12 protein-coding genes are annotated in these 12826 nt (G+C 57.0%); 8 read left to right on the forward strand and 4 right to left on the reverse strand.

Annotated features, from left to right (window positions below; translation table 11 throughout):
- Positions 1 to 27: 27 nt before the first annotated feature.
- From ACODR8_RS15105 to ACODR8_RS15135, 7 genes are all read left to right on the forward strand, one after another.
- Complete coding sequence (locus ACODR8_RS15105; RefSeq protein ID WP_489008023.1) at positions 28 to 2403, forward strand: TonB-dependent receptor; 2376 nt, start codon at positions 28 to 30, stop codon at positions 2401 to 2403.
- 61 nt (positions 2404 to 2464) lie between these two features.
- Positions 2465 to 2839 carry a nuclear transport factor 2 family protein gene (locus ACODR8_RS15110; RefSeq protein WP_489008024.1) on the forward strand — a complete coding sequence of 125 codons (375 nt, stop codon included), beginning with the start codon at positions 2465 to 2467 and terminating at the stop codon, positions 2837 to 2839.
- Complete coding sequence (locus ACODR8_RS15115; RefSeq protein ID WP_489008025.1) at positions 2763 to 3629, forward strand: hypothetical protein; 867 nt, start codon at positions 2763 to 2765, stop codon at positions 3627 to 3629. The genes ACODR8_RS15110 and ACODR8_RS15115 overlap by 77 nt, the downstream gene beginning before the upstream one ends.
- A gap of 37 nt (positions 3630 to 3666) precedes the next feature.
- On the forward strand, positions 3667 to 4299 hold the full coding sequence (locus ACODR8_RS15120; protein ID WP_489008026.1) for a hypothetical protein: 633 nt from the start codon (positions 3667 to 3669) through the stop codon (positions 4297 to 4299).
- Between the two features lie 4 nt (positions 4300 to 4303).
- A complete protein-coding gene (locus ACODR8_RS15125) occupies positions 4304 to 5965 on the forward strand; it encodes an FAD-binding oxidoreductase (RefSeq protein WP_489008027.1) in 1662 nt (553 codons plus the stop codon).
- The gene (locus ACODR8_RS15130) at positions 5962 to 6318 is read left to right on the forward strand and encodes a c-type cytochrome (RefSeq protein ID WP_489008028.1); all 357 of its coding nucleotides are present in this window, start codon (positions 5962 to 5964) and stop codon (positions 6316 to 6318) included. Before ACODR8_RS15125 ends, ACODR8_RS15130 begins: the two co-directional genes overlap by 4 nt.
- Positions 6319 to 6453: 135 nt before the next feature.
- The gene (locus tag ACODR8_RS15135) at positions 6454 to 7689 is read left to right on the forward strand and encodes a cytochrome P450 (RefSeq protein ID WP_489008029.1); all 1236 of its coding nucleotides are present in this window, start codon (positions 6454 to 6456) and stop codon (positions 7687 to 7689) included.
- 96 nt (positions 7690 to 7785) lie between these two features.
- Here the strand turns inward: ACODR8_RS15135 and ACODR8_RS15140 are convergent, their stop codons facing one another.
- Complete coding sequence (locus ACODR8_RS15140) at positions 7786 to 7911, reverse strand: hypothetical protein (protein ID WP_489008030.1); 126 nt, start codon at positions 7909 to 7911, stop codon at positions 7786 to 7788.
- Positions 7912 to 8159: 248 nt separating this feature from the next.
- On the opposite strand from ACODR8_RS15140, the gene ACODR8_RS15145 reads away from it, so the two are divergent.
- Positions 8160 to 8936, forward strand: coding sequence for an IclR family transcriptional regulator domain-containing protein (locus tag ACODR8_RS15145; protein ID WP_489008031.1), 777 nt, complete (start codon positions 8160 to 8162; stop codon positions 8934 to 8936).
- Between the two features lie 66 nt (positions 8937 to 9002).
- On the opposite strand, the gene ACODR8_RS15150 is transcribed toward ACODR8_RS15145, so the two are convergent.
- The 3 genes from ACODR8_RS15150 to ACODR8_RS15160 all read right to left on the reverse strand — a co-directional run bounded on the left by ACODR8_RS15150 (position 9003) and on the right by ACODR8_RS15160 (position 12220).
- Positions 9003 to 9503, reverse strand: a complete 501-nt coding sequence (locus ACODR8_RS15150; protein WP_489008032.1) for a MarR family winged helix-turn-helix transcriptional regulator — start codon at positions 9501 to 9503, stop codon at positions 9003 to 9005.
- Positions 9504 to 9652: 149 nt separating this feature from the next.
- Positions 9653 to 11353 carry a thiamine pyrophosphate-binding protein gene (locus tag ACODR8_RS15155; RefSeq protein WP_489008033.1) on the reverse strand — a complete coding sequence of 567 codons (1701 nt, stop codon included), beginning with the start codon at positions 11351 to 11353 and terminating at the stop codon, positions 9653 to 9655.
- Between the two features lie 54 nt (positions 11354 to 11407).
- A complete protein-coding gene (locus tag ACODR8_RS15160) occupies positions 11408 to 12220 on the reverse strand; it encodes a class I SAM-dependent methyltransferase (RefSeq protein WP_489008034.1) in 813 nt (270 codons plus the stop codon).
- Between the last annotated feature and the right edge of the window lie 606 nt (positions 12221 to 12826).

Here is a 12826-nt window from a genome sequence, read left to right on the forward strand (position 1 = left end):
AACAATCGGTCGGACAGGGTAACGGCTTTGATTATACGGACTGCAAATATAAAAAGGAGGGAGACGATGTTTAAATATCTGTTGGGCTCTGTCGGCGGCATCGCGCTGGCAACCAGCGCCGCTGCACAGCAGCAGCCCGCGACGACTGCCGATCCGGCTGGCGCGACCACGATCGCCGCCCCGCCGATAGCGGGTATTAGCGACATCATCGTGACTGCATCCCGGCGTGCAGAAAATGTGCAGAAATCGGCGCTTTCGATTCAGGCCGTCAGCGCCAGCGCGCTGGTTCGCGCCAATGTGAGCCGGCCTGAAGAACTGACGGCCGTTGCGCCTGGTTTGCAAATCGGCAGCGCTGGTCCCTATGCCCAGGCCTATGTACGTGGCGTTGGCAACTATGCCACCAGCAGCTTTGCGGAAAGCCCGATCGCGTTCAATCTGGATGGCGTATATATCTCGCGCAGTTGGGCGACACGCGGCATGTTCTACGACCTCGATCGGGTCGAAGTGCTGAAGGGACCGCAAGGTACGCTATATGGTCGCAACGCATCGGGCGGCGCGATCAACGTCATCACTGCGCGACCTAAGCTGGGTGAAACCAGCGGCTTTGTGGAAGCGCAATATGGCAATTACAATCATATTCAGGGCACCGCTGCACTGAATGTGCCGTTGAGCGATACGGTCGCGCTGCGCGCATCCGGGCAACTTATCAACCGCGACGGCTATCTCTCCGATGGTTTCGATGACGACAAGACGGAGGCTGCCCGCCTTCAGCTGTTCTTCAAACCCAATGACGATTTCTCGCTGCTGCTTTCTGGCAACTATCAGCATATTCACGGCAAGGGTGTTGGTGGCGGTATCCTGGTTCGTCCATCGGGAAAGAAATTCCAGGGCGCGACCGACAATCCGGTTGTTCAGCAGATTTTCCAGGCGGAACCGGGCCTTGGCCCCTTTAACGTCTATCCGAAAAATGACGGTTTCATGGAAGTGTCGGTCTATTCGATCAGCGCCGAAATGAACTGGAATCTTGGTTTTGCAACATTGACGTTGTTGCCGGCATATCGTGAAGCCGATTTAAGCGGTCTGCAATATTCAGCTGGCTTTTCAGTCCGCAATAACGAACATAATGAGCAAGCGAGCCTGGAAGCACGGTTGGGCAATGATGGCGACCGGTTCAAATGGGTCATTGGCGGCTATTTTTTCGATGAAAAGACGACCAATGGCGGCAATGATCCGACTCTTGTCGTGTTGCAGGGCGTAAGCGCTACGGTGTCGAACCGCCTTGAAGCCAAGACGCGCAGTTATGCGGCCTTCGGCCAGGGCACCTACGACATCAGCGATACGTTGCGGGCGACGGCTGGGCTTCGTTATACCTATGAGCGTAAGACCGACGACGAGCTGACATATAGCTACAGCTTCCCCAACCAGGTTCCGCCGCCGCTCTGCGCCAGCGGAGTTTTCGATCCTAACACGGTTGCCCCGCCGCTCTTTTGCCGTCTCGATATTCCGAGCGGCGGTAAACTGACCTATAATAGCGTGACGTGGAAGGGCGGCCTTGAATTTGATGTCGCGCCGCAATCCATGGCCTATGCCAATATCAGTACGGGCTTTAAATCGGGCGGCTTTTTTTCACTGGCTGCGCCACCCAACACGTTCCGGCCAGAAAAGCTGACGTCGTTCGAGGCGGGGATCAAGAACCGATTTCTCGACAATCGCCTCCAGATTAATCTGGAAGCCTTCTACTGGCGGTATAAGGATCATCAGGAATCCTATGTGGGGCCGACCTCCACACCCAATGTTTACGCGTTCATCACGACCAATGCAGGTCGCGCTAAGACCTACGGACTCGACCTTGACATGTTGTTCCGGCCGACGCCGAACGATGAGCTGAGCCTGAAAGTTCAGTATAACAAGAGCAAATATGATGAATTCAAGTTCGAAAATTTGACGTCAGTCTTTGGTCCTCCAGTTACGGGTTGTTCCGTAGGTCCGATTTCGGCTGGCAAGCAGACGATCGATTGCAGCGGCAAATCGCTCATCCGTGCGCCACTCTGGTCTGGTACGGCGGGCTATAACCACACGTTCGATCTGGGTACGAACGGCAGCCTGACCGCTGGCGTAGATACGCAGTTCGCCAGCGGATCCTTTCTGTCGATCGACTTTCTGGAGTCCGGACGGCAGGGCGCCTATGCCATTACCAACGCGGATCTGACGTACCGGACATCGGGTGGGAGATTGTCCATCACCGGATATGTCCACAACATCTTCAACAAGATGGTGTTCAACCAAGTGTTCCGGTCAAACTTCGTGTCACCAGCCAACCCGTTGGCCGATCCTGACGGTCTGTTCCTGGGAACGGCACGACCGCCCCGTACTTATGGCGTTCGCGCCCGTTACAGCTTCTAGTATTTGTCTCTGCCGACCCTGCTCATAACGGGGTCGGCACATTCATTTTGGGAAAGAATGTATGGCTTCGTCAAATCGTGAGATCGTTGAAACGTTTCTCGACCTCATCAATCATAAGCATCGCGTTCGCGAAGCCTTTGAGCAATTTACCGACGAAACCTATATTCAGCATAATCCCCATTGCCGAGATGGCCGCCAAGACGCAATCACGTTGATTGAGGGCATGGTGTCGCAGCCGGGTTTCAATGCTTCTCTTAAGCATGTCGTCGCGGAAGGCGATTTTGTGACCGTACATATGCATGTCGAACTGGGTGGCGGGCGGCCCGACCTGGCGGTCATGGATTTATGGCGCCTCAAGGATGGCAAGATCGTGGAACATTGGGACGTTATACAAGAAGTGCCTGAAAAGACGGTCAGCGGAAATTCGATGTTCTAAACTCATATATGGCACAAGGGTAGAGAAACAGATCGATATGGGAGCGGCAATGAATCGGAAAGCGCAAATTTTCTGCGGATGGTGCGGAGTGATTTCGATCGTCCTCCTGATTGTCGGCATGGGTCCGGTAGCGCATCTTTCGCCGCCACCTTCGCCAATGATTACGGCGGCCGACATTACGACGCATATTCAGCAATATGCGCCTGCCATGCAACTTGGCATGTTCCTGGTCAATATTGCCGTCGCGTTGAGTATTGCGATGGTCGTTGGGATTTCAATGGAAATACGGCGGATCGAAGCGTCGCCGACGCCGGTCCTGAGTTATATCCACATGATGAGCGGCACGGTGGCCAGCCTGTTTTTGATGCTGCCTGCGATGACGATGAGCGTCGCGGCCTATCGGTTGGATCGCGCGCCCGAAACCTTGCTGCTGCTGCACGACCTGTCGACCTTCTTCACCTTTCTGCCTTTTTCGGTCGCGACGCTCGAAGCGCTGGTGGTTGCGGTGGCTATCTTCGCCGACAGGAGCGCACGACCCGTATTTCCCCGATGGCTGGGCTATTATACGGTCGTCACCGGCTTGTCCTATATGCCGATGGGGTTGATCGGCTTTGCCAAAGATGGCTGGCTCGCGTCGAATGGCCTGTTGGGCTGGATTGTGCCGACGGCCCTGGTCGCACCATGGTATCTGATGATGGGCATTTTCCTGATCGCCCGCGGTGGGTTGCCCATAGCTAAGGTGCGCCGCGGCGAGGGACTGGGTAAAGACGCCCGCGAGCAAGGCATGTGAACGACGATATGACCTGTTATGCAGAAAGGAGGGTCAGGTGAGACAATCGATGCGTGAATATGACAGCCAATCGAGGGCCTTCGAACTGACGCGGCGGTTCCTGTGCATGATGGGTGCCGGCTTGTCTGCGGCTGGCTTATTGGAATTTAATCGCGCCGCGGCACTGGCGGCGAAAAGTGGCGATCTGTCAACCATATCCCATGTCGTTACGGATCAGCGGTTTGAGCAAAGCCGAAACTTCGGGAAGGTGCTGGCTGGGAAGGGCGTGCAGGCGCTGGAGGTGACCGACGGCCTGACCCGTTTGTGGCGTGAGGCATTGGTGCCGTTATGGCAGGGGGCGGGCGGAGCGGTTGCCGGGATTACCGATCATGGCACCTGGGCCTGCATCGCTGAACAGGCGCGCAGTCATGGGCGACGGTCCATATTGGTCGGTCGCCATGCGGTCGTTTCAGGCGGTGGGTCCGCATCGCATCTTTTGGCGATGGGAACCTCGCCAGCCCAAGTTGTGGCATTGCTCGACCGGTGCGGGGACGCCTGGCCCCATGTCATGGCCGATTTCGTCAGCCGTTACCCGACCGCTGCCCGACCCGTTCCCAATCAACGGCATCAGGGGCAAGCCACCGTTGGGTCGAACTCCGCCATCACCCTGACATCTTGGATCATAGCGTGACATTATGAGAACACCGCCCGAAATATCCCCTACAGTCTTTGCAACGGCGTTAAAGGAGTTTGCCGCAGTTGTCGGTCAGGACTGGGTTTTCACCAGCGATGAAGATCTCGATCTATATCGCGATTCCTATTCGCCCTTGCGTGGAACGCCGGAGGAATTAATTGCCTCCGGTGCGGTAGCGCCTTCTTCCGTGGAAGAAGTGCAGGCGGTTGTTCGGATCGCCAATATGTACAAGATCCCCGTCTATACGATTTCGACGGGCAAGAATCTTGGATATGGGGGGTCTGCTCCTGCCTATTCCGGTTCCGTTGTTCTCGATCTCAAGCGGATGAACCGTATCATTGAGGTCAACGACAAAAATCATTTCGCGATAGTCGAACCCGGCGTCAGCTATTTTGACCTCTATAACTATATTCAGGAGCGTGGCCTGAAAGTCTGGATCGATTGCCCGGATCCAGGTTGGGGCAGCCTTGTCGGCAATGCTCTCGACCATGGAGTCGGCGCGACGACGGGGCGGTATCGCAACCATTTCGATGCGCATTGCGGTATGGAAGTGGTTTTGGCCAATGGCGAAGTCGTGCGTACCGGCATGGGGGCTCTGCCCAAATCAGAGAGCTGGGCCGAGTTCAAGAACGGCTTTGGTCCGATCATCGACGGGCTTTTTTCCCAGGGCAATTTCGGTATCGTGACCAAGATGGGCTTTTGGCTGATGCCGGCACCCGAAGCGTTTTTGGAAGCGAAAATCCACGCTACGCGCTATGAGGACATTCATACGCTGGTCGATACTCTCAACCTGATCGAGAATAGCGGGATCGCCACGGGCCTTCCCGAGATATCCAGCCCGCTGCTATTGGCCAACGCAACCTATGGCCAGATCAAACAGTTTCGTGATGGGCCGGATCCGATTGCGGATGCGCATAAAAAGCTGCTGGATGGAGCCAAGGAAGGCTATTCCGCTGAACTGGAACAATATGGGATCGCCAATAAGATTCCGTATTGGACGCTGCGCCTCAATTTCTACGGTCCGACAAAGGTTGTGGCCGCGCAGTGGGAAGCCGCGCAGGATATTGCTGGTAAGGCGATAAAGGATGTCCACTTCGATGCAGGCCCGGTGCTGAAACTCCCACTGACGGAAGCGCAAGCGGCAGACTTGCCGCTGCCCCACGTTGGCATTCCGAACCTGGAGATATTCGTGTTTGGCGGACGATCACTCGCCAATCCCAACCCCACCGCTGGGCATATGTGGTACACGCCGGTCATTCCCCGGACAGGCAAGGCCATTATCGAAGCGAACCGCATCTTCTCCAAGGTCTATGCGGAAATTAACCTGCCAGTACAGGAGCTTAATCGCTTCGTCATGCCATTTTGCCTATATGAAAGATCTTTCCTGTTTGTCGTCGGTTTCCCCGTTCTGGACGACCCGGCCGTCAACAAGAAATTCGTCGAGGCGTTGCGCCATTTCATTCAGGCCGGCGCGGACCAAGGGTGGGGCGAGTATCGAACGCCGACCATTTTCCAGGACCAGGTCATGGGGCTCTATTCCTACAATAATCACAGCCTGTTGCGTTTTCACGAGGCGGTGAAGGATGCGGTCGATCCGAACGGAATATTGTCACCGGGGCGTTATGGCATATGGCCGAAACATTTGCGGGATAAGGCGACATGAATATTCTACGCGCAACCGTCTTGCTGTCGATCGCGATGAGCAGTGGTGCCGCTGTGGCTGCCCCGCCATCATCGGCACCTGTACCGCAAGGCAAGAAGGTCTTTCAAAAATGGTGCGCGGCCTGTCATGGTCCCGGCATACGGACACCTGGCACGAGCGCGCTGGCGGCCAAATATGGCAAGGAACAGCCTGCCGTGCTGGAGCAACGCAAAGATCTTTCGCCCGATATCGTCAAATATTTCGTGCGGCAGGGCGTTTCGATCATGCCATCTTTCCGCAAGACGGAGATTAACGACGCAGAGTTGAACGCGCTTGCCGACTATCTGGCGCGTACAAAGCCGTCCAGGAAATAGAGAGCGCTGGCCTCTCGGGCAGTGAAGGGCTGCCCTGGAGGCAGTGACGATATTGCGCAGCACGCGATTTGTCGAAACGGACACAGGCCTCGCGCTAGATCGCTGGAGGCGCAGAAACATAGAGGAAGCAGGTCCATGACGTTAGAATTCGACGGCCACCCGATAAAAGTGCAGACATCTCCTGTTCCGGGTGTGCCGCATGTGACGCTGGACCCGTTTGATGACATGTTTCTGACCGATCCTTACGCCCATCACGACGCCTTGCGGGAAGCGGGGCCAGTGGTCTGGCTGGAATCGCTGGGCGTTTATGCCGCTGCGCGGTTTGCCGAAGTATCTGCCGCGCTGCACGATTGGCAGAATTTCATATCGGGCAGAGGTGTTGGCTATACCGATTTTGCGGTCGACAAGCCATGGCGGCCGCCATCGTTGCTGCTGGAGGTGGATCCCCCGGTTCATGATCGCACACGTCGGTTGATGACGAATGTGGTTTCGCTTCCCCGGCTAAAAGCGCTGTTGCCGACCTGGAAATATGAGGCCGACCGATTGGTTGGAGGGCTTGTCGCGCAGGGCGCGTTCGATGCGGTCATTGATCTGGCAGAGCAGTTCCCGTTGCGCATTTTTCCGCAAACGATCGGGATGATGGAGGGTGCCGAGGAGCATTTGTTGATCTATGCCGCGCTGAATTTCAATGCGCTTGGCCCGCGCAACGCGCTGTTCTTCCAGAGCGAAGAGCGGGCCAAGGATGCAATCAAGTGGGTGGATGCGGCGTGCCGCCGGGAAAATCTCTCATCCGATGGTTGGGGGATGGAAGTGTATCGCGCCGTCGATGCGGGCTTGTGTACCGAAGAAGAAGCCCATCGGCTTGTTCGTTCCTTCCTGTCGGCAGGGGTCGATACGACAGTCAACGGCATTGGCAATATGCTCCACGCCTTTTCCAAAAATCCGGATCAGTGGGATGCGTTGCGAGCCAATCCGTCATTGAAACGAAAGGCTTTCGAGGAGTCCTTGCGCTGGGATTCTACGGTGCAAACCTTCTTTCGGACAACAAGCCGGACAGTTGAATTGGGCGGCGTCACCCTTCCTGAAGGCAGCCGAATTTTGCTCTTTCTCGCTGCGGCCAATCGCGATCCGCGCCGATGGCAAGACCCCACACGGTTCGACATCACGCGCCAAACCAGCGGACATGTCGGGTTTGGATTTGGGATACACCAATGCCTGGGCCAGATGTTGGCCAGACAAGAGGCGGAATTGATCCTGGACGCGCTTGTCGAACGCGTGGCGCACATTGTGCCGACAGGTGAACCGGTGCGACGATTGAACAACACGCTGCACGCATTGGCGAGCCTGCCGGTGTCGGTCAAGGCTGCCTGACATAGGCTGTTGTGAGTAAATTCTTTCGTCTATTGAAGATCTTGCCGGACAAGCCCGTGGTCCCCGACGGAATCTGCGCGGCTTTGCCTGTGTCCTTCACCTCTGGAAGGTAATCGTGCGGCCACCGCTTCGAAGCACGCGCACGGCACGGGCGAGTAGCTGACGTTCGGTGTCGCGCCCATTCTGGCCCAGATCGTCTGGCGTGGTTATGTTGTTCGCCATGCTGCGCGATGATGGGATCTTCGCCCAAGTCTCCGGCTACGCAGCGGGCGGTCGCTCCCATCATCTTCACGAGTTTGATTGAACCTGGCCAAGTGGGGCGCAATGCAGCCAAAGAGGTTTCGATCTAGCCGGAGCCAGGGACTCGTCACTTGCATCGCAAAGGCGAAACGGCTTGCCGTCGCCAATATATCGTCATATCGGTTGATATCCGTACAAGTCGAACGATATTCGAGCGGTTAGGATAGAGATTGTCTGCCCAAGACGGCATTGCCGACCCCAATTTCATGCTGTCGCTCGCCCGTGGTCTCGATATATTGCGCGCCTTCGAGGGGCAAGCGACGTTGACCGTGACGGAGGCCGCCCGTATCGGCCGACTGAGCCGTCCCAGCGCCAGCCGATGTCTGCATACGCTTGCGCGGCTGGGCTATGTCAGCGAACGGGGCGGGCGCTATATGTTGACCGCGCGGCTATTGCCGTTGGCGTGCGGCTTTCTTACCTCTACCCCGCTGGCTAGCGCCAGCCAGGCGCTGGCTCATGCCTTGCGTGACCGGCTTCAGGAAACCGTCTCGGTCGCAACGCTCGATCCGGCCGATCCGGGGCGCGTGATCTATATCGCGCGGGCAGAGAAGAATCAGATAATTGCCGCCCCGCTCATGGTGGGCAGTACCTTGCCAAGCCATTGCACATCCATGGGCCGCGTACTCCTGTCCGCGATGGAGCCGGAGATGTTGAACGCCTGGCTATCGAATGCCGCGTTGGAAAAGCGGACCGAACGCACGATCGTTGACAGCGATATGTTGAAAGCGGAGCTGGCGAACGTAGCCAGCCAGCGTTGGAGTTTGGTGGAAGAAGAGTTGGAACTGCAGCTGCGATCGCTTGCGGTGCCGATACGTAACTGGGAAGGGACGATCATCGCTGCGCTGAACGTTGCGACATTTTCGCACGCGCACAGCCCCGACCATCTGGTCGATACCTATCTTCCCGAATTACAGGCGGCGGCGGGGCAGTTGGCACGCGCCCTGTAAAAACAGGGAGCGGCGCAACATTGTCCTGCGGACGTCGTTCAAAACTTCACTATCGCGAAAAAGCCTTTAGTCGTCGCTAGCGCCCTGACTGCCGAGCTGATTATAATCATGGCCATAGGTTTCGAGCGCGGACAAGATAGCGTCGGTACGCAGGTAACCCAACTCGTTTCGCATCTCTTCTTCAGCCTTAACCAGCGCGAGGTGAAATGATTCCAGCCATTGCAGACCCAGTTTGGTGAAGCGGACGATTTTCGCGCGTGCGTCCTTTTTGTCGCGTATGCGTTCTACCAGGCCAAGTTGCTCGCATTGTTCGACGATCTCGCCCATGGCCTGCTTCGTCATGCCAGCCCGGCGCGCCAGTTCTGTCGTAATCGTGCCGCCGACGTCAAGATTGCGCGTCAAGTTGATATGGGAATAGCGTATTTCCCCATGACCTTCCTCCGTCAATATCTGAAGGACGCGCCGTTCGAACCGGTTGGAGGCGTTGATCAAAACCCGGCCCATATTATAATGTCGCCAGGCTTCCTGGCCATCGACAATTTTGGATTGTCCGTCTTTAGTCGCCATAATCGATCCAGTAGGTCACTTTTGCAAATTCACAGGATGTCCCCAGATTTTTTGAAGGGACCGATGATATGGCCAGATAGCATCGGGTTTCCCCGCCTGTCTACTCGCTCCCCCTTCATCATCGGCCCCCGTCATCACAACTGCAAAGCTCAGATTCCGAACTGTTGTTCGGAAAGCGGCTTGAACGGGTCCATCCCCATAACCGCCAACTCTTCAGGAGGAATGGGATCGAGATCGACCAGCACGTTGATACAGGCCGGCTCGTCCCTCGAAAGCGCAGTGCTGAGCGCCTTGCGCAGACTGTCTGCGCTGTCCGCATAATAGGCGCCTGCACCAAATGCTGCGGCGGCTTGTTCGTAGCGGCCATTTTCCAGCCTTGTTCCGGTAATACGGTTCGCGCCGACCACGATCTGCTGGAAATGCAGCGTGGCCCCCCAGCTTTGGTTGTTCATCACGATGACGATCAGCGGCAATTTGTTGCGGACGGCCGTGTCGAATTCCGCCAAACTATATCCCGCCGCACCATCCCCGGTGACGAGGATGACGCGCTTGCCCGGATCCACGCCCGCCTGCGCGCCGGTCGCGATACCAAAGCCACAACCCATGGAAGAGAGATGGCTGTGGAACAGCAGGGCTTCCGGGCGCGGTTCGGCAATCACCTCGGACAACCAGAGATAGGTGAGGGCGCCGTCGGCCACCACGGTCATGTCTTTCGTCACATGTTCGGCGACAATATCGGATGCGCGAAGCGGGTGGAGCAAGCCGGCGCGTTCCGTGACATGACCGGATACCGCCGTGTAGCGCTTTTTGACATGCGCGCGGACCGTCTTTTGCCATTCCGTTCTATCGACGGGGGGCAGGTTCTCCACACTGATGGACAAGGCTTCCAGCGAAGGGCCGACATCGGCGGCGATGCCCAGCTCCACTTCCTGCAAGCGCCCGATTTCCCGCGCATCCGGGTCGATCTGGATGATGCGGCAATCATGGGGGACGAGGCTGCCCGAGTCATGCGCGGTGTAGAGGCCGAAGCGCATCCCGGCCATCAGGACGACGTCGGGCGCATGATCGGCCATGCCATAAAGACCCTGGAGGAGGCCACCGAACAAGGTTTCGGGCAGGTCGCGTACTAGGCCGGCCGCTTCAAATTCGGTAAAGACGGGGATGCCGGTAACGGTCGCCAGGCGTTCGACGGAACCGCGAATATCGGTGCGGTTCGCTTCGGAGCCCAAAATGATGGCAGGCCGCTTCGCCGCCGCCAACATCTGTGCGATGGTGTCAAGATCGGCCGATGCCGCAGAGCCGGCGTGCAGGGTCGATGCACCGGTTTCCAGTAGGCTGTCCTCCTCCACGGTTTGCAGCAAAATGTCCCAGGGCAGATCAAGCATTACAGGGCCGCGCGGCGCCTGCATGGCGATACGAATGGCCTGTGCGACCAGCCTTGGTATCTGCTCGATGCAGGTGACGTGATGCGCCCATTTATTCACGGGCGTGCCCAGCGCCACCTGGTCGATATCATGCTGAAGTGTGTTGGTCTGGCGGCTGCGCAACATGCCCGAACCGCATAGATAAAGGACGGGCGTACGATCCAGTAGCGCGTTCGCCATTGAAGTCACAACGTTAGTCATGCCACCGCCAGCCGTGACCAGCGCGACGCCCAGGCCGCGTGTGACGCGCGCATAGCCCTCTGCTGCATGTCCTGCGTTCATCTCATGTCGACTGTCGACAATGGGCAGATCGATGTCCATGCATGCCTGGAATATCGAATCGATATTGGCGCCATGTAGTGCAAAAAGCTTTTCTACGCCCGCCTTTCGCAAGGCGCGTACAACCAATTCGCCGCCATTTACCAAAGCCATCCTTAATCTCCCGATCTTGTTTCCGGACTCGGTCCGGGCCGGCCTGTCTCAGGCTTTGATGATGATGAGAATTGTGTAATCCATGCAGATGGCGACCGTGCCGTCGGTCGCGCGATTGTAGCGCTCTGCGATGCTCCGCAACATCTGGCGATATTGGGCGCGCTCGTCTTCACTATAGGCCGCGAGCCGAAGGATCGCCGGGGGATGGTTGCGACAATGTTCGTCGACATATTCGTCGAACGAGCTGAAGCAGCTTTCATAGGTGCCACTGACATGACGCAGGCCTGCGTGTCGCCCCTTCAGCTTCTCCCGAAGATAGTCGCCATTGCAGAGCTGGAAAGCGGGCTGGATCTTGTCGATCGCGGTCGCGCCTTCATTCAGCGCTTGTCCCGCACGGAATACGTCGGAAGGCAGACTCGCCTCTGGCCACAAGGCGATGCCGATCGTGCCGCCTGGTCGTGTGATTCTGAACAGTTCGTCGATGACCTGCTGATGATCGGGAAAGAAGCTCGCGCCCAGGCTAGATAGCACGGCGTCAAAGGCGTCGTCTGCAAAGTCAATGTTCGGGGATGAGTTGCCGACATGATAGTCCACGCCGGTCAATTGTTCGGCTTCGACTCGCTGGCGGGCGACGTCCAGCATTTCCGGCACGATGTCGGTCGCGGTGACCCGCGCCCGTCGACGCGCCGCAGCGAGCGCCGTATTGCCAGTGCCAGCCGCCAGATCGAGTACGGTCTGCCCGGCGCGGATCTGAGCCTCCGCCACCAGATGCTCGCTAATGATCTGATGCTCGGCGGCCAGTTTATGATAGTTGCCAAGGCTCCATATCTTTTGGAACATGGACATTTGCTGATCAGCCATAGAGACTCTCCAGATATCGGACAGGTTCGGATCCGAACGGTTGTCCCGTGATATTATGTTGCGGTTATAGGGGCGCGGCGAGTCGATCGGGTGCGTCAGGCCATGACGCTGCCTGCCAATCCGCTGGGCGATCTTCATGCGCCGTAACAAATTTGCCGGACGCGCCTGAACGTGCTGGCTGACTGTCATGTCCGTCCACGGCAGATGATGGCGCATATGACTTCAAGCTATCCTCCACCCGATGTTCGGACCTTTGCAAATTTTTGCCAGTCGGTATCCTTGCATGGCATATATGCCTCCGCAGGAGAGCGAAGGGTAGAAGCGCCAGATTTTTTGTCAAGCGGCCTGTCTTTAAATCCTCGCAAATATGATAAGTCTGCTTGTCTTGATCGCAAAGCCATCCCACCGCCATTTCTCGCATGAAGGATGCCGGCGCTTCAAGGGTTCAGCATCTCAATCCGAGCAATTGCGGACATTTTCGGCTGATATCTGCTCTTTGGCATATAGGCATCTTCCAGGTCGCCGAGCCGCCGGGGTTCGGTGTCAAATACAGGAATTCCATCTTAAACAAGACAAGTCACTTGATTTATCTCTACCAATCCTTAG

Source organism: Sphingobium sp. FG58 (assembly GCF_057809055.1).